This window comes from Photobacterium sp. 2_MG-2023 (assembly GCF_030547675.1).
Taxonomy (GTDB): Bacteria; Pseudomonadota; Gammaproteobacteria; order Enterobacterales; family Vibrionaceae; genus Photobacterium; species Photobacterium arenosum.
The window spans coordinates 18,080-35,026 of the sequence record NZ_JAUOQQ010000009.1 but is presented as its reverse complement, the minus strand read 5'-3'; the positions used below and the strand labels follow the sequence as shown (position 1 = coordinate 35,026).

The window sequence follows — 16,947 nt, the reverse complement described above, 5'->3', positions numbered from 1 at the left end:
AAACTATGTTTGAACTCAACAACATCCGTGTACACCGTGGTGGGCGCGATATTTTGCGTATCGATCAGCTCACTATTGACAGCGGGGCTTTTACCATGGTGCTGGGCCACAATGGTTCAGGTAAATCAACACTGGTGAACTTGCTTGCCGGACAAACGGCGCCCGATGAAGGCGACATTCTGCTCAACCAACAGCCACTGACTGCGCTGTCTGCCAAAGCGCTGGCACGTGAAGTGGCTTTCCTGCCACAAAAGCTGCCGGACGTTGCCGGCTTGACGGTCAGAGAATTGGTGACACTGGGGCGCTTTCCCTGGCGCGGCACATTCGGTCGCTGGCAAAAAGATGATGTCGCCATCATTGAAGCAGCCATGCGCAAGACTGGCACCTTACGCTTTGCCGACAATCTGGCCGACCAGCTCTCTGGCGGGGAACGCCAGCGCGCCTGGGTGTCTATGCTGCTGGCCCAGCAGTCACCTGTCCTGATCCTCGATGAGCCGACCTCTGCACTGGATATTCATCATCAGTATCAACTGATGTCTTTGCTGGCAGAGCTGAACCGAGACACGGGCTGTGGCGTAATCGTCATCTTGCACGATCTGAATCTGGCTTTGCGTTTTGCCACGCACGTGGTGGCCCTGAAGCAAGGGCGCATTGCCTTCACCGGCCCGAAAGACGTGTTACTGGATGAACCAAGACTGTCTGCATTGTATGAGACGGACATTAAACTCATTGATCACCCTGTCAATTCAGATCACCTGACTGGCCAGAAAGTTGCTGTGGTGTGTGAATAACAGTGGCACGAAAAACAGAGAAGTTGTCGTTTTATGTTGAATAAATGGTTGAAAAATATGGGCCCAGTGGCGCGGATGAGCAAATGGACTGCCGTGGCAGCCTTGCTGTTCTCCGGTCAGGTGTTTGCAGAGATAACTGTCACCGACAGCCGAGGTGAGCACACACTGGCCGAGCAGCCCCAGCGTGTGGTTGTTCTCAACTGGGATCTGGCTGAACAAGTACTGGAACTGGATGTCACTCCTGTTGGTATGCCAAATATCAGTGGCTATCAGGAATGGGTTGTTCAGCCTGCTGTACCCGCCGGTGTGGCGGATATCGGCACCCGCACCGAACCGAATCTGGAGAAAATTGCGGAACTGAAACCGGATCTGATCCTGGCTGCCTCACCGCAAAAAGATTTGCTCCCCCGCCTTGAAGCTCTGGCACCTGTGTTGTACTACGAAACCTACAGCCAGTCGCTCAGCAGTGCAGAAGCTGCCATTGCGAACTTCCGCCAACTGGCTACTGTCTTTGATCAGGAAGCGCTGGCTGAGCAGAAACTCACGGCCATGTCTGAACGTTTTACTGAACTGAAAAATCAGCTTAATCAGGCGTTTAATGGTGAGTCACCCAGTGTGGTCGCGATGCGATTTGCCAATCAGACCTCTGTGTATATCTATGGCCAGAACTCCACCACTAATTATGCGCTTGAGCAGTTGGGTCTGACACCGGCCATGCCTTTACCTGCCACCGAGTGGGGCATTGTGCAGAAGCGGCTGACCGACCTGCAAAAAGCGGGTAGCAGCTATGTGCTCTACTTCCGGCCTTTCAATGAAGAGAAGCAGTTGCAGCGTTCGGTTATCTGGAATGCCATGCCTTTTGTCCGGGCTAAGCACGTAAGCAGCGTCGCCTCTGTCTGGAACTATGGCGGGGCGATGTCGATTCGCTATATCGCCGAAGCCATGGCCGACAGCCTGTTTGAAATTGCGCCCAATCAGGATGTGGTGACCGCTGTGAAGGGCGGGTAGGACTGATTCATGACCCGCTCTTTGTCTTTCTTTCCCATACTGCTGCTGGCCTTGTTGTCAGCCGTTGTTGCCAGTCTTCAGATTGGCTCTGATCTTTCTCTTTCCCGTCAGCTTGCCATAGTCACCGGCACCCAGGCGGAAGAATTTGCCGACATCATGTTTAGCTATGCCCAGCTGCCACGCCTGGTGATGGCGTTGATGGTGGGCGCTATGCTGGGGCTGGTTGGCAGCCTGATGCAACAACTGACACAAAACGCGCTGACCTCACCGCTGACACTGGGCACCTCTTCCGGCGCCTGGCTGGCGCTGATCATAGTCAACGTCTGGTTTCCTGAGCTGGTGGGTGATCACAGTGCCCTGGCCGCTATGGCGGGTGCCATGCTGTCTCTGTTTCTGGTGATTTTCATTGCCGGGCCGAAAAATATGACGGGGTTGCCCCTAGTGCTGTCGGGCATGGTGGTGAATATTCTGCTTGGCTCAGTGGCAAGCGCTATCATTTTGCTGAACGCGGAATATGCTAAGAACGTCTTTATCTGGGGCGCCGGCGATCTGACTCAGAACGGCTGGGAATCTGTGCAGTGGTTGTTGCCCCGCTTGTCAGTGTCACTCCTGCTGCTGGTGTTTGCGCCGCGCATTCTGACCCTGATGCGTTTGGGTCATCAGGGTGCTGCAGCACGCGGTCTGAATGTCGTTCCTGCTTTTATCGTGCTGATGGCTGTCGGCTTGTGGCTGGTGGCCGCGTCTATAACAGTGGTCGGTGTGATCAGCTTTATCGGACTGCTGACGCCAAATATTGCGCGGGCACTGGGTGCCAGAACCCCGAGGTTTGAGCTCACCATGAGTGCTTTGCTCGGGGCGCTGCTCTTAGTGGTGACAGATGCCGCCGCCCAGCTGCTCAGCCAGCTGACAGTTGACGCTATTCCGAGTGGCACCACGGCAGCAGCCATCGGTGCGCCGGCCCTGTTGTGGTTCAGTCGCCGTAAGATGAAAGCGCAGGATCAGGTGTCGATAAAGCTGCCTCCGAGCCGGGATCGTCTTTCTGCTTTGAGCCTGCCTGCCTTGATGCTGATTGTCGCTGGTATACTGTGTCTGACGGCTGTGTTTGTGACTGACGGCCACAGCTGGCATGTCGCGCTGCCAACGGCTTATCAGTGGGAACTCCGCTGGCCGAGGATGCTGACCGCTCTCAGCGCCGGAGTCGGGCTAGCCATTGCGGGCACTGTGCTGCAGCGGTTGATCTACAACCCGCTTGCCAGTCCGGATATTCTGGGGATCTCTGCCGGCGCAACCTTTGCTTTGGTGGGGGCCAGTGTTTTCCTGGGCATGAACATTTTTGCGGTGGGCTCTGTGCTGGCATTTGCTGGCAGTATGCTAGTGCTGGTCGTGTTACTGGTGCTGGGACGCCGTCATCAGTTTGCCCCTTCCAGCCTGATTCTGATCGGTATTGCCCTGACTGCCCTGATCGACGCCTTAGTGCAATTTGCTCTGGCGAAAGGCACGCAGGACAGCTACAGCATACTGACCTGGCTGGCAGGCTCAACCTATCGGGTGACGGAAGGCAAAGCGGTATTTCTGTTCGTTGGGGTGGCCGCCTTGTTCGTGTTCACACTTTCCACCTCGCGCTGGCTGACTCTGATTTCTGCCGGCAGACAGTTTGCGGCTGCTCGTGGTTTGAATGTCCCTGTCAGCAGCGCTTTGTTACTGGGGACTGTGGCTTTATTGTGTGCTCTGGTGACAGCCACTATGGGGCCGGTCGCTTTTGTCGGTTTGCTGGCACCACATATGGCCGTGATGCTGGGTGCCAAGCAGGCCAAAGAGCAGCTCTTAGTGGCGTCACTGGTTGGTGCATCTGTGATGTTAATTGCTGACTGGGTAGGGCAGACTGTGTTGTTCCCGGCTCAAATCGCGGCCGGCACTCTGGTGTCTGTGATAGGCGGAAGTTATTTTCTGTTTCTGCTGATTCGCGGCAGAAGCCGTTAGCAATACAGCGCCTCGATTGAGCAGATAAAAAAAGCCGGGTTAGCAGCAATGCAACCCGGCTTTTTGTTGTTACCCTTAAACCACCGCCTATGGCGGTGGTGATTGTTTAAAGCCGCCTTCACAGAAGGCGGATTAAGGGATTAACCTTCTATTTCCGCGTTGTGGTAAACGTTCTGCACATCGTCGCAGTCGTTCAGCATGTCGAGGAATTTGTCAAACGTGGCTACATCGTCGCCGGTGACCGGATGCATTGCCTGAGGAACAAAAGTGATTTCTTCCACTTCCATCACCAGATCAGGCATGGCGTCAGACAGGGCATTTTTCACTTTGAAGAATTCAGTGTGCGGTGCGAAAACAGTGATCATGCCGTCTTCCGCTTCGATGTCGGTCACATCTGCATCACCCATGATCAGGGCTTCCATTACGGCTTCTTCGTCATCGCCTTTGAACTGGAATACCGCCTGATGATCGAACATGTGGGCAACAGCACCTGGCGCACCGATTTTCGCGTTGTTCTTCACAAAACACTGGCGAACATCCATGTAGGTACGGTTGTTGTTGTCGGTCAGACAGTCAACGATTACAGAGCAGCCGCCAGGTCCGAAACCTTCGTAGCGTGCCGTTGAAAAATCTTCACCGCCGCCACCGCTTGCTTTATCAATAGCTTTTTCGATCACGTGACTAGGCACCTGATCTTTCTTTGCTTTTTCCATCAGACGGCGCAGAGACAGGTTGCTGTCCGGATCTGTACCGCCGTTTTTGGCGCTCATGTAGATCTCTTTACCGTACTTGGAATAGACCTTGATTTTAGCGCCTTGTGTTTTAGCCATTGAGGCTTTACGAACTTCGAAACTGCGTCCCATGGGGAATCACTCTCTGTAATTGATACTTTCGATATGTAGGGGCTGATTTTATCAGCACGGTCTGTATTTAGGCTAGTGCCTAGTTTCGCATTTACCAGCCGAAACGACAATTTGCCATAATCTGACCTGTGAACACCGGCTATTTTAGCTTGGTTTCCGACCTTTTAAGGCGAAGAGACTATAAAAATAACCGTTTTGGTGATTAAAAATAGTCCAGATACATGAAAAACACGGTTTATGGCTCAAAAAATAGACATTTGAATATCTTGGTACTTTACAGTGTGAATTGAGCTGGTATGATTCACCGCACTTACGGAGAGATGGCTGAGTGGTTGAAAGCACCGGTCTTGAAAACCGGCATACGTTAATAGCGTATCTAGGGTTCAAATCCCTATCTCTCCGCCACATTCCATAAAGTTGCTGTTTAACAGCGGTTTTAAAAGAATTGGAGCGGTAGTTCAGTTGGTTAGAATACCGGCCTGTCACGCCGGGGGTCGCGGGTTCGAGTCCCGTCCGCTCCGCCACTACACGAAACCCTAGCCGAAAGGCTGGGGTTTTTTGTATTTAAGCGCCCCCGAAAGTGCTGCGCACTTTGGGTCGCGGGCCGGAATGCCGGACCATCGATTCCCGGTCGTGTGCGACCTCAGCCGTCCGCCAGCACACCAAGCCTCAGCGGCAATGCTGGGGCTTTTTTGTTTATGTTTCAGATTGATAATCCGCCCTGCGGTCGGATAGTTGAAAACCGGGATGGTGATTTGTGCTGTGGGCAAGCCTCTTCTGTGTCGAAGAGGCTTGTTGGATGTGGAGGAGGTGGTGGCGAAACGATCTCGCGAAATGATTTACAGCTTGAAGCGGCCAACCAATTGATCAAGTTGCTTCGACAAGGCCTGAAGCTCGCCGCTGGATGCAGTGAGTTCGTTGGCGATGTCGGCGGTCTCTGAGGTTAAATGGTTGATGTCTTCAATATTGCGGTTGATTTCATGTACCACGGAGGATTGCTCTTCCGTGGCGGTGGCCACCTGAATGTTTTGCTCGCTGATTTGATCGATATAGGTGGCGATCTGGGCGAGTGACCCGGTCGCCTGGTTCGCTTGTTCTGCGACATCAGAACCTTGCTGGCGTCCCTGAGAGATTGCGTTGACGGCTCTGGTCGATTCATTCTGCAGTCTGTTGATCACTTCCTGTATCTCTTCGGTCGAACCTGCAGAGCGTGAAGCCAGGGTTCTGACTTCATCGGCAACGACCGCAAAGCCGCGACCCTGTTCACCGGCACGGGCAGCTTCAATGGCGGCATTCAGCGCCAGCAAATTAGTCTGCTCTGAAATGCTGCGGATAGTATCCAGAATGGCACTGATATCGGTGACCTGGTGCGCGAGCGCTTCAATCACACCGGTAATGTCACCCAAGTCATTGCTCAGCTCGCTCATTTTCTCTCTGGATTGCTCAACCACCTGGCTGCCATCCTGAGCCTGTGTGGTGGCTTCTTTTGCGATATGCGCCGCTTGGGCTGCGTTATTGGCGATTTCATTAACTGTCGCTCCCAGCTCATTAATGGCCGTCGCCACCTGTATGGTTCTGTCTCGCTGCGTTAAGCAGTTGCTTTGTGTCGTCTGGGCTGTCGTCGCGACGGCCTGGGCTGTTTTGGCTAAGTTTCTTGAGCTTTGCGCCACTTCTTCCACAGAACGGTGAATCTTGGTGAAGAAATTATTCAGCGTCTGGCTGATCGCGTTCAGCTCATCGTTACCGTCCAGTTCAATTCTGGTGCTGAGCGCCATGTCCTGTTCAGCCGTTTTAATGGTTTGCTGAAGAATCGCTACCCTTGAGCGCAGGTTCTGAATAATGATGAAAGACACCAGGAAAGAGACGATCAGCGCAACAATGATAATCATCACCAGATTGCGTTGCCCGTCATTGAAACTGCTCTGAGCTTCATTGTTGAAGGTTTCGGCCTGAGTTAACAGGGTATCCAGCAGCGTATTGGTGTCTTGACGCATGACGCCATAATCGACGGCGTACTGGGTGTAATAGCGGTAGGCATCGGACAGATTACCTTTTTCCAGCGCAGCCAGCATGGGGTTGAGATCTGAGGCGATCGTGGCTTCAAAGCGTTGTTGTAATTTCTGCGCTTCCCGGCGTAATTCAGGGTTAATCTGCGCAGCTACCGATTGCTCAATTGCAGCACGCATTTCCGGAATGTCTTCGGTGCGTGTTTCATTGATCCTGGTCTGTACGCCTTTGGCGTCTTTCAGGCCATCAATTTCCTGAAATAACATCATGTCGATCCCCACGCGCATTCTCGGAATGCGTGAAGCGACTTCAGCCATAGCGCGCATTGGCGTGGCGGTATTCATGTAAAGCCGTTCTGACTTTAGCCCTATTTGAGACATGGTCGAATAACTGATTATGCCGACAAGTAATAACATGATGCACGGAAGCAATACCGCGAGTATCAGCTTTGTTCTTAAGGTCAGTGTATTTATTAGCATTGTTATCTCTTATTAACATATCCATTGAATGAAAAGGGGCGGAATAACACTGAGACGTGGGGGAGTTTGCCGGTGTTAGCCTGCCTTTGTAACCCGATGTGAGCGACTTATTGTGTCTTTATTGTCCTGACTGATTTGAATCTGATTTGAATACAGACACGGCTATTATGTCATCGCACATCATTCGTTTATTTATTCATTTCATCAATGTCATTTTGGTTAATTATCTGAGTAAATAAATGAAGTTGGGCTGGAAGTAACACCTTTGGCTATGCACCATCGTTCGAAAGCGGGTATCGGTGCCTTTTTCAAACAGCAGCGACCAGTCAGGTATGACGGAATGTTGCACAAAGACGGGCTTTGTTCTGCCCCCTGACTGCAGGGGGCCGGGTGTTCAGGTTCAGCATGCGGGTGGTAATGACTGCGTATTCTGATCAAATAAATGGCAATACTCAGCGCGCAGGGAAACGGCCATACTGGCGCCGTTCTTCAGGTCATGTTGCAATGCTTTTTCACCATCCATCATCAGGCTCAGTTTGTCTATGTCGCCGGAATAGCAGTGAATATACGACAGCGCACCAAGGTATTCCGCCACATTGATCTGCATATTTAACACTGTGCTGCCATCATCCATCGAATCCGGTGTTGCAACCAGCAAGTGCTCAGGGCGTATACCCAGTGTGATGTGATCGCCCGGTCTCACTGTGCTGCCGTCCCTGTTGATAGTGATCTGGTGCTGATCGGCTAAAGATACAGTGGTGCTGCAAGCATCAACGCTGATAACTGTAACCGGAATGAAGTTCATTTTGGGCGAGCCGATAAAGCCTGCCACAAACTGGTTTGCCGGATGGTAGTAGAGATCCAGCGGCGCGCCCACCTGTTCAATACGGCCATCACGCAGCACCACAATTTTGTCGGCCAGCGTCATGGCTTCCACCTGATCATGGGTCACATACACCATGCTGGCAGACAGTGAGCGATGCAGCTCGGCAATCTGGATTCGCATGTCGACCCGCAACTCGGCATCCAGATTGGACAGCGGCTCATCAAACAGGAAAAGCTTAGGGTTGCGGACTATGGCCCGGCCGATTGCCACACGCTGTCGCTGCCCGCCCGACAGCGCCTTGGGCAGTCTGTCGAACAGGTGATCGAGTTTAAGCATCTTACCGGCCAGCTCGACTTTTTCTTTTACTTTGTCTTTGGGTTGCTTATCAATATTGAGCGCAAACGCCATGTTTTCCCATACTGTCATCTGCGGGTACAGGGCATAAGACTGAAACACCATGGCGATGCCTCTGTCGGCCGGTGCTTCTCGGGTGACGTCTTCTCCATCAATAAAAATAGTGCCGGAAGAGGGCTCCTCAAGGCCTGAAATCATTCGCAGCAACGTGGATTTCCCGCAACCGGACGGGCCGACAAAGGTGACAAATTCTCTGTCATTGATTTCCAGATCGATACCTTTCAGTACTTCGGTCTGGCCGTAGTGTTTTTTGATGTTTCTCAGTTGAATGTGAGCCATGACTATTCCTTAATTCCACCTTGAGTCAGACCTTGAATAAAGGCTTTTGATGCGAGTAAGAATGCGATCAGTGTGGGTGCCATCATGATGATCAGTCCGGCAAACATCATGTGCCACTGGATGGCAAATTCGTTCTGAAACTCCTGCAGTCCCAGCGTTAGCGGATATAAACTGCGATCTTGCAAAAACAGCAGCGGGAAGAGGTACTCGTTCCAGGCACTGACAAAAGACAACAGGGCAACCGTGGCGATGGCAGGCTTGACCAGAGGAAGCACTATCTTCCAGTAAATCTGAAAGGGCAAAGCGCCATCGACCCGCGCCGCCTGCTCAATTTCCGGTGAAAGGTGTTTAAAGAAGGTACTGAGAATAAACACCGCCACAGGCATCATACTGGCCGCCTGCACCAGAATAATTCCCAGCAGTGAGTTGAGCAGATCCAGGCTTTGCACTACCACAAAAAGCGGCGCCATTGCCAGACGCAGCGGCACGATCACCCCGATCATAAAAAGAATGAAAATGGTGCGGTTGCCCCGAAACTCAACCCGGGCCAGCACAAAGGCCGCCATGGTACTGAACAAAACAGCAACCGCGACGGTGCCAACGCTGATAATCAGCGAATTCATAAAGTAACCACTGAAATTGGCCATTTCCCAGGCCGCGGCATAGTTATCAAACTGCCAGCTGTCCGGCAGAGAAAAGGGCGCACGAATCACCTGGCCCAGGCTGCCTTTCATGGAGTTGATAAACGCCAGGCCAAAGGGGATAGCGACCACCAGAGCCCAGGCCAGTAACAGAAACTGCACCAGTACCTGCTCCATTGGGCGAAGTTTGAAAATCCTTTCCATAAGCTGTCCTATCGGTTACGCATATTGCGAAGCGCGAGATAAATGGTGGCCGGTAAAATCAGCACTGATATCACCATACCGATAGCGGCAGCCATGCCAAGGTCGGCAGTGCCGGAGCCGCCGCTGGTGCCAAATGCGGTACGGTACTGAAAGGTGCCTAAAATATCGGTGGAATAATAAGGACCGGCATCCGGGCCCATCAGAATCAGCACGTACTCGGCATTATTGAAGACATCGACCATGGTCAAAATGGTAATCAGCACGAAGGCGGGTGCCAGCACGGGAAAAACCACATGACGGATACATTGCCAGCGGTTGGCGCCGTCCAGTACTGCCGCTTCCAGCAAATCAGCCCGTACGCCCAGAATGGCCGACAGAATCAGCATGATGGAGAAGCCAAGCTTCTGCCAGGACTGAAACAGGGCAATGGTTGGCAGCGCGGTATCGGCTTCTCCCAGAAACATCAGCGGCGAGCTGATCAGATCCCAGTGCATCATCAGCTGATTTAACGGGCCGCGCACGTCAACGATTAACTGACCAAGAAAAGCAACGGCCACGGCCGCCAGCGGATAAGGCATGAAAAACAGCAGTTTATATGCTGATTTACCGGCGGTGTTCCAGCTCAGCAACAGCGCGAAGGTGGTGCCTAATCCCAGAAAAAGACTGATACAAATGGCAAAAAATACAAATGTCTGCTGAAACGCATTCCAGAGCTGGTTGCTCATGTACTCATCGGCGAGCAACTTGGTGAAGTTGTCGAAGCCGACAAAAGTTGCCGGCCCGATTCCCGGCCAGTCGAAGAAGGACAGCACCAGTGTGCCGATTAAAGGTAACAGGTTGAATATCCCGTATAACAGACAGCCGGGGATCAGCAGCAGGGCGTACTGGAGTTTCTCTTTTTGCCGGAAACTCAAACCTTGCGCTTTCTTAACATCGCCGCGCAGCAGCTCAGCGGGCAGATCGTCTGAATAGTCATCAGGGCTAGGGGCGTGTGGCATAACGACTCCGTTTGGGGAAATGGCCTGCCGGAGCAGGCCAACAGAAAAAGGTTACAGGTTCTTCGCTTTAAAACCGTTTTCGATTTCCTGCGTCAGACCCTTGGCATCGACTTTACCTGCCAGAAATTTCTGGTAAGCCGGGCCGACGATTTCCTCATACTGCACGTTAAAAGGCCCCTTCCAGGTCAGGTAGGGTTGCGCGTGCTGTGAAACAAAGCTGGCCGCTTCGGCCTGATATTTCCCCTGGTAGGTAATGCCTTCGGCGTAAGTCGACAGCTCGCCAACATGATCTGCAAATAACTGGGCGAATGCTTTGGTGGCGGTGAAGGCCAGCAATTTATCGGCAGCTTCGCGTTTACTTCCTTTGGCATTGACCAGATAAGCACCGTCTGCAAAGGCATAGACTTTGCCGCCGTGCCCCGGAATCGGCATCAGACCTAGCTCTACACTGGGATCGGTTTGCGCGATAGTCGAGAGTGGCGAGGTGGACCACAAACCATCAATGATCATGGCAGAATCACCCAGCGCGATATTCGCCCGCATTCCGTTATAGTCCTGTGCCGCTGCTGATGGATTAATGTACGGCTGCCAGCTGGCGAACGTGTCGGCTACCTGCTGATAACCCTCAGCGGTAAAGGGAGACTGACGGCTGGCGACCTGTTTCATGCCTTCACCGGACAGACCGGCTTCCAGTCCGGCGCTCATCATCGCCAGTGCCCAGCCAGCGCGGCCCGGTACTTCCAGCGGGATCACCCGGTTCTCTTTCAGGGTTTTCATCACAGCCACGAACTGCTCAGCTGTTTTGGGCTCGTCGAGGTTCAGCCTGTTGAAAATGGCCTTGTTATAAATGATCTGAACGGTCTGCACCGCAAAGGGCACGCCATAGATCTTACCGTCGGAACCGGTAGCTGCAACCAGAGTGGCTGGCGAAATACCGCTGATATCGACCGTGGCGGGCAGCGGTGCTATCACGCCGGCATTGGCGTACTGATCAATAAATGAAGCGCCGGGACGCCCCTGAAACAGGTCAGGCCCGTTGTCACTCTGCAAGCCCAGACGTAAACGGGAGTTGTAATCGACACCCTTGAAAACTTCCACCTTGATGTTGACGTCATCCATGGCTTTCGAGACCGCCTCCCATAGCGGGCGCTCCTGTTTGCGCCAGGTCCAGAGGGTGAGGGTTTCTTCCGCGAATGCAGACATGGGGGTGGCCACCAACAAGCCCAGCAGGGCAGAGATTGCGGTAATTCCTGACTTACGTTTCATATCGCCTTCCTTATGATATTTAGTTTCGGTTGGAAACTAAGTAAAAATGTAGAGAAATTAGCCGCGGATGCAAGGATCAAAATCACAATTATGTTAACAAGCAGATAACAATTATAAGGGTAACCTTGGAATGCATGGTTAAGTTAACAGAGTTAGAAATAAGGGAAATTAAGCCTTGAATTCAGCGGAGAGATTGATTAACAATAAATTCAACACAATAAGTTTCTAATGGAAACTAAATGATTAGAAAGGCACCAAACATCAAACAGGTTAACACCTCTCGCGTTATAGACGTGCTGTGGCGATACCAGAACATTTCCCGTATTGATATTGCAGACCGGCTGGGACTGGATAAATCGACAATTACTAAAATCGTCAGTTCGCTGGCAGAGAAACAACTGATTACTGAAGTGTCCAACCGGAACGGCCCCCCCCAGAGCGGACGGCCAAAGGTGTCTTTGCAACTGAACAAGCAACTCGGTGTTCTGGTTGGCGTAGAGCTAACCGACAGCCAGATCAACCTGTCGGTGCTTAACCTTGCCTGTCAGATCCTGTACCGCAAGATAGTGAGCTATCACCCCGGCACGCAACCGCTTGAGCAGCTGGGAGATGTGCTGGCGCCTGTGCTTCGCGAGGTAGAAAGCCGCTGGGGGAAGGTACTGGCAATCGGCCTGGGGATGCCGGGTCTGGTCACACCGGATACCGGGGTCGTCTCTGTTTCCAGCGCCTTTGAGATCTCGCAACCTGTCGCTCTGGCAGAGCGGCTCTCGGCACAACTCGGCTACCCAGTGTACTGCGATAACGACGCCAACTGTGCGGCCTGGGGGCAGATTATGCTGTCGCGGCCACAGGGCAGCGGCAATCTGTTGTACGTGCTGTTCACCTCGCACCACCGCCATGACGACAGCCGACATCTGGGCATCGGGCTGGGGTTCGTACTGAACGGCCAGCTGTTTTACGGTGATGACTGCCTGTCTGGCCAGTTCGATGTCGAAACCGGGCCGCATCAGAGCCCGGTGAGCGAGCCTGAGATACTGGCCCAGTTTGTTGATAAATTAGCCACCTTAGGCCGGTTGCTTAATGTGCACCAGATCGTTTTTGGTGGCGAAGTTGAGCCCTATGTCAGGGACATTGAACGGCTGATTCACGCCAATTTGGCCGCATTCAAAGGTCATCAGACCTGGCAACCGGCCACAGAGATTTCGACACTGGGTACGCAAGCCGTATCGGCGGGCGCTGCCGCTCTGGCATGGAGTAAAATCACTTCGTCAGACTTGGTGTTGTTCGAGGTACTGGACGCTCAGCGCATTTTATCGTAAGGACGCAATATGACCCCGGATTTCAGCCAGCTCTTTCCGCAGCCAGCAACCCTTAAACTGGATCACAGTGTAGCGCGGACCGACTACAGCGCCTTGCTTGCCGTGATCCCTACTACGATGGCGCAGGTGATCCCCTCGCCGAGCGTGAGCTATCGGCAGGATGACAGTCTGCCAGATCAGGGCTTTGTGATTCGGGTAGCAGCGCGCGGGATTGAAATCGCCATGGCAGACGAGCCCGGCCGCCTGTATGCGCACCATTGCCTGGCACAGCTCATCGAGCTCTGTCACGGCCAGGTGCCATCACTGACTATTAGCGATCAGCCTGCGTTTGCCAAACGCGGGGTCATTGTCGATATCAGCCGCGACAAAGTACCGACCATGGCGGCCTTGTTTAAGCTGGTGGACTTCTGGTCGGCATTGCGAATCAACCAGTTACAACTGTACACCGAGCACACTTTCGCCTATCCGCAGCATCAGGCCGTATGGCAGGATTATTCGCCGATGACAGCCGAAGAGATCCAGGCGCTGGATCGCTATTGCCGGGAGCGGGGCATTGAGTTGATCCCCAATCAGGCCACCTTCGGGCACATGGAAAAGTGGCTGTGCCATCCGCAATACCGGCACCTCGCTGAGCAGACAACCGGCTTTTATGATCATCGGGGCGACTTCCGGCCAGAATCCTTTGGCCTGAACCCTCTTAGTGACAGCGTCACTGAATTTATTGCTGGCTTACTCGATACCCTGTTGCCGAATTTCTCGTCCGATACCCTGAACCTGAATTTTGACGAAACCATGGATCTCGGCGCAGGGGCCAGTCAGCAGGCCTGTGAGCAGCAGGGCAAAGGACAGGTTTACCTCAATTACCTCAATAAAGTGCTCGGGCTTGCTCATGCAAGGGGCAAATCCTGCCAGATTTTCAGTGATATGCTGTTTCAATACCCGGACATTTTGCCCCATCTGCCAGGCGATCTGGAGTTGCTGAACTGGGGCTATGAAGAAGATCATCCCTACGATGACGAGCACCGGCAGCTGGCTGAGTTTGGCTACCCGTTTCAGGTGGTGGTATCGACCAACACCTTTGCCTCAGTGGCTGGCCGGGGGCAGGCCGCCAGAGTGCACATGCGCCGGGCCGCTGAATCGGCCCTGAAATACGGCGCCTGTGGTTATCAGATTTCCGAATGGGGCGATATGGGCCACGCGCAGCAACATTTCACCGCCTTACCCGGTTATGTGTTCGGCGCCGCCATGGCCTGGGATCCGCATCGCCATGCCAGTGTGAACGCCGGGCTGTTAGTTTGCACTCACTTTGGGGAAGCCTACACGCAGGCACAGCCTTTGATTGATCGCCTGCAGGATGCCTATCTCACCAGCGGCGTGGTCACGCCGAACTGCGCCTTCTATGGCCCGTTCGTGTTTGACCAGCGCTCAGGCCGCCATATCCGCCGCGCCGAGATCGCCAGCGCCGAGCAGATTGCCGCGGCAATGGACGACTTATCCAGCCTGAAAGCCGACATCGCCGGACTGCCCGCTTCCGCACTGCAAGCCGAGATGTTATGGACGGCAGACTGCATGCTGCTGGCCAGTCAGATCGCCCTGAGCTACGCCAACGCCGGGCATCGTGATATCACCGCTTTACCGCAGCAAGAAAAAGCCCGCATTCTGGACAAACTCGCCCTGGTTGAAGAGGCCTACGCCGATCTGTGGTTGCTTCATTACCGCCCCGGCGGTCTGCGGCAAAGTGCCTCGCGGTTGGGGTATTTACGGGAGTTGTGTGCAGATAAAATAGGGCAATAAGCCAAATCGCCACCTCTTAGTGAGCCATTTTGCACTGTTCAATGAACCGGTTATTTTCGCTGTCAAAACTTGGTAGAATTTTATTGGTTGAATAAATGCTGTTAGAACAATAGCCTATATTTAGGGTGTTCCCCGTGAGTACGGGGATGAACCGGTTATTGGTAAGGTCGGGTTAGCAGCCCCTTCGTGTTCCCCGTGAGTACGGGGATGAACCGCTCAATGTCATGATATACAGGCCCGGAAATCAGGTGTTCCCCGTGAGTACGGGGATGAACCGCAGGTTCGGGATCTAATTGTTGAGTTATTCGGCGTGTTCCCCGTGAGTACGGGGATGAACCGGCTGCAATGGACTCATCTTTCTGAGACAGCATGTGTTCCCCGTGAGTACGGGGATGAACCGACCTGATTAACACCACCATTGCCCCTGAGCATGTGTTCCCCGTGAGTACGGGGATGAACCGCTGTTGCCATCCATCCGGCCTAAGTCCGGCAAGTGTTCCCCGTGAGTACGGGGATGAACCGGTTTGGCGACAGTACCTCTCTGGTATGGATGTGTGTTCCCCGTGAGTACGGGGATGAACCTCGTGCTTCCCGATCTGGTTTCGATGGATGTGAGTGTTCCCCGTGAGTACGGGGATGAACCGACTCTCCACAGTCTGAAGCAATTACAACTTCAGTGTTCCCCGTGAGTACGGGGATGAACCGCGTATGCGTTATCCGTGACACCGTCTTCACCGCGTGTTCCCCGTGAGTACGGGGATGAACCGCATTTACGCCGCCGCGTAAGGGGGATCAAAGCGTGTTCCCCGTGAGTACGGGGATGAACCGCGGTAACCCCATAAATGAGAACGGAATATGGGGTGTTCCCCGTGAGTACGGGGATGAACCGCCTGATTTCTCGTTCCACCCTTGGGAGTATGGGTGTTCCCCGTGAGTACGGGGATGAACCGTAGATTTTCTTCGATAATTTCCGGTGAGGTCGGTGTTCCCCGTGAGTACGGGGATGAACCGAACTATGTTGAAAGCGTGACGGGGCGAGTGAAGTGTTCCCCGTGAGTACGGGGATGAACCGCTGTGTGTATGTACCGTCGTCTTTTTTGCCGAGTGTTCCCCGTGAGTACGGGGATGAACCGGTTTTTTCTGGGGCCAGCTCGACAAAAATAAAGTGTTCCCCGTGAGTACGGGGATGAACCGAATGTATCGGCTACACCTTTACGCACACCTTCGTGTTCCCCGTGAGTACGGGGATGAACCAATAATCGAATCAACCTTTGCCTCTACTGTTGCGTGTTCCCCGTGAGTACGGGGATGAACCGGAGTCTTTAACCTTTCCGGCACTATCAACAGCGTGTTCCCCGTGAGTACGGGGATGAACCACCCATTGAATCTGGACATGAGGGGAAAGCGGGGTGTTCCCCGTGAGTACGGGGATGAACCGATTCCCTATAATGCTTAGATATGGATTTGAGCGTGTTCCCCGTGAGTACGGGGATGAACCGCTCAAACCTGATTGCTTTGCCAACTTCTTCTGGTGTTCCCCGTGAGTACGGGGATGAACCGCTCGATTTTTCTTTGCATTGCTGAGCGTAGCGGTGTTCCCCGTGAGTACGGGGATGAACCGAGCGGGAGCGCTTAGCGTCAGATCCTGATAGCGTGTTCCCCGTGAGTACGGGGATGAACCGCTCAACCCGGGCAACGAGCGTCACAAGCTCACGTGTTCCCCGTGAGTACGGGGATGAACCGTGACCACGCCCGGCGTTGTAACCAGCGGCAGCGTGTTCCCCGTGAGTACGGGGATGAACCGTAGAAGGCAACAAGCCTTATAGCCTACCGCCAGTGTTCCCCGTGAGTACGGGGATGAACCGTGCTCAATCATCATGGCCACGGCATCGGCGCCGTGTTCCCCGTGAGTACGGGGATGAACCGAGACTCGGATTGATCGCATTTTGTTTTATCACGTGTTCCCCGTGAGTACGGGGATGAACCGGAGATTCGCCCCAAGCTGGATGGACTCGACCGGTGTTCCCCGTGAGTACGGGGATGAACCGGGTTACAGCGTTGGGTGATTGACCGTTTTG

The 16,947-nt window shown here is 53.5% G+C and carries 11 protein-coding genes, 2 tRNA genes and 1 CRISPR repeat array (1 of these 14 running past the window's edge); of the genes, 7 read left to right on the top strand and 6 right to left on the bottom strand.

Going from position 1 to position 16,947, the window contains the following annotated elements; genetic code table 11:
• Nucleotides 1–5: 5 nt before the first annotated feature.
• The 3 genes from Q4491_RS09105 (at nucleotide 6) to fhuB (ending at nucleotide 3,779) form a co-directional block, all read left to right on the top strand.
• A complete protein-coding gene (locus Q4491_RS09105) occupies nucleotides 6–791 on the top strand; it encodes an ABC transporter ATP-binding protein (protein WP_303456756.1) in 786 nt (261 codons plus the stop codon).
• A gap of 75 nt (nucleotides 792–866) precedes the next feature.
• Nucleotides 867–1,799, top strand: a complete 933-nt coding sequence (locus Q4491_RS09100) for an iron-siderophore ABC transporter substrate-binding protein (RefSeq protein ID WP_303456753.1) — start codon at nucleotides 867–869, stop codon at nucleotides 1,797–1,799.
• Nucleotides 1,800–1,808: 9 nt separating this feature from the next.
• The gene (fhuB, locus tag Q4491_RS09095) at nucleotides 1,809–3,779 is read left to right on the top strand and encodes a Fe(3+)-hydroxamate ABC transporter permease FhuB (protein ID WP_303456751.1); all 1,971 of its coding nucleotides are present in this window, start codon (nucleotides 1,809–1,811) and stop codon (nucleotides 3,777–3,779) included.
• Nucleotides 3,780–3,919: 140 nt separating this feature from the next.
• On the opposite strand, the gene Q4491_RS09090 is transcribed toward fhuB, so the two are convergent.
• Complete coding sequence (locus Q4491_RS09090) at nucleotides 3,920–4,642, bottom strand: YebC/PmpR family DNA-binding transcriptional regulator (RefSeq protein ID WP_192017176.1); 723 nt, start codon at nucleotides 4,640–4,642, stop codon at nucleotides 3,920–3,922.
• A 314-nt stretch (nucleotides 4,643–4,956) separates the two neighbouring features.
• Between Q4491_RS09090 and Q4491_RS09085 the strand changes: the two genes are divergently transcribed.
• Together Q4491_RS09085 and Q4491_RS09080 are read left to right on the top strand one after the other, a co-directional pair.
• A tRNA-Ser gene (locus Q4491_RS09085) sits at nucleotides 4,957–5,047 on the top strand.
• Between the two features lie 42 nt (nucleotides 5,048–5,089).
• Nucleotides 5,090–5,166 (top strand) — tRNA-Asp (locus Q4491_RS09080).
• Between the two features lie 315 nt (nucleotides 5,167–5,481).
• Here Q4491_RS09080 and Q4491_RS09075 read toward each other — a convergent pair.
• The 5 genes from Q4491_RS09075 to Q4491_RS09055 all read right to left on the bottom strand — a co-directional run bounded on the left by Q4491_RS09075 (nucleotide 5,482) and on the right by Q4491_RS09055 (nucleotide 11,756).
• Nucleotides 5,482–7,128, bottom strand: coding sequence for a methyl-accepting chemotaxis protein (locus Q4491_RS09075; protein ID WP_218387103.1), 1,647 nt, complete (start codon nucleotides 7,126–7,128; stop codon nucleotides 5,482–5,484).
• Between the two features lie 400 nt (nucleotides 7,129–7,528).
• Nucleotides 7,529–8,647, bottom strand: coding sequence for an ABC transporter ATP-binding protein (locus tag Q4491_RS09070; RefSeq protein ID WP_303456744.1), 1,119 nt, complete (start codon nucleotides 8,645–8,647; stop codon nucleotides 7,529–7,531).
• A gap of 2 nt (nucleotides 8,648–8,649) precedes the next feature.
• Nucleotides 8,650–9,492, bottom strand: a complete 843-nt coding sequence (locus Q4491_RS09065) for a carbohydrate ABC transporter permease (RefSeq protein ID WP_218387106.1) — start codon at nucleotides 9,490–9,492, stop codon at nucleotides 8,650–8,652.
• Nucleotides 9,493–9,500: 8 nt separating this feature from the next.
• Nucleotides 9,501–10,490: a carbohydrate ABC transporter permease gene (locus Q4491_RS09060; RefSeq protein ID WP_218387110.1), complete on the bottom strand. Its 990-nt coding sequence runs from the start codon at nucleotides 10,488–10,490 to the stop codon at nucleotides 9,501–9,503.
• A gap of 51 nt (nucleotides 10,491–10,541) precedes the next feature.
• The gene (locus Q4491_RS09055) at nucleotides 10,542–11,756 is read right to left on the bottom strand and encodes an ABC transporter substrate-binding protein (protein WP_237795728.1); all 1,215 of its coding nucleotides are present in this window, start codon (nucleotides 11,754–11,756) and stop codon (nucleotides 10,542–10,544) included.
• 239 nt (nucleotides 11,757–11,995) lie between these two features.
• Here Q4491_RS09055 and Q4491_RS09050 point away from each other — a divergent pair, with 239 nt between their 5' ends.
• The gene (locus Q4491_RS09050) at nucleotides 11,996–13,075 is read left to right on the top strand and encodes an ROK family transcriptional regulator (RefSeq protein WP_192017170.1); all 1,080 of its coding nucleotides are present in this window, start codon (nucleotides 11,996–11,998) and stop codon (nucleotides 13,073–13,075) included.
• 9 nt (nucleotides 13,076–13,084) lie between these two features.
• On the top strand, nucleotides 13,085–14,869 hold the full coding sequence (locus Q4491_RS09045; protein ID WP_303456732.1) for a family 20 glycosylhydrolase: 1,785 nt from the start codon (nucleotides 13,085–13,087) through the stop codon (nucleotides 14,867–14,869).
• 125 nt (nucleotides 14,870–14,994) lie between these two features.
• Nucleotides 14,995–16,947: a CRISPR direct-repeat array (repeat unit 29 nt; unit sequence GTGTTCCCCGTGAGTACGGGGATGAACCG); it runs 153 nt beyond the window's last position.

Coding starts and splice junctions, on each gene's coding strand:
- Q4491_RS09105 (WP_303456756.1), top strand. CDS start 6: ATGTTTGAACTCAACAACATCCGTGTACACCGTGGTGGGCGCGATATT.
- Q4491_RS09100 (WP_303456753.1), top strand. CDS start 867: ATGAGCAAATGGACTGCCGTGGCAGCCTTGCTGTTCTCCGGTCAGGTG.
- fhuB (WP_303456751.1), top strand. CDS start 1,809: ATGACCCGCTCTTTGTCTTTCTTTCCCATACTGCTGCTGGCCTTGTTG.
- Q4491_RS09090 (WP_192017176.1), bottom strand. CDS start 4,642: ATGGGACGCAGTTTCGAAGTTCGTAAAGCCTCAATGGCTAAAACACAA.
- Q4491_RS09075 (WP_218387103.1), bottom strand. CDS start 7,128: ATGCTAATAAATACACTGACCTTAAGAACAAAGCTGATACTCGCGGTA.
- Q4491_RS09070 (WP_303456744.1), bottom strand. CDS start 8,647: ATGGCTCACATTCAACTGAGAAACATCAAAAAACACTACGGCCAGACC.
- Q4491_RS09065 (WP_218387106.1), bottom strand. CDS start 9,492: ATGGAAAGGATTTTCAAACTTCGCCCAATGGAGCAGGTACTGGTGCAG.
- Q4491_RS09060 (WP_218387110.1), bottom strand. CDS start 10,490: ATGCCACACGCCCCTAGCCCTGATGACTATTCAGACGATCTGCCCGCT.
- Q4491_RS09055 (WP_237795728.1), bottom strand. CDS start 11,756: ATGAAACGTAAGTCAGGAATTACCGCAATCTCTGCCCTGCTGGGCTTG.
- Q4491_RS09050 (WP_192017170.1), top strand. CDS start 11,996: ATGATTAGAAAGGCACCAAACATCAAACAGGTTAACACCTCTCGCGTT.
- Q4491_RS09045 (WP_303456732.1), top strand. CDS start 13,085: ATGACCCCGGATTTCAGCCAGCTCTTTCCGCAGCCAGCAACCCTTAAA.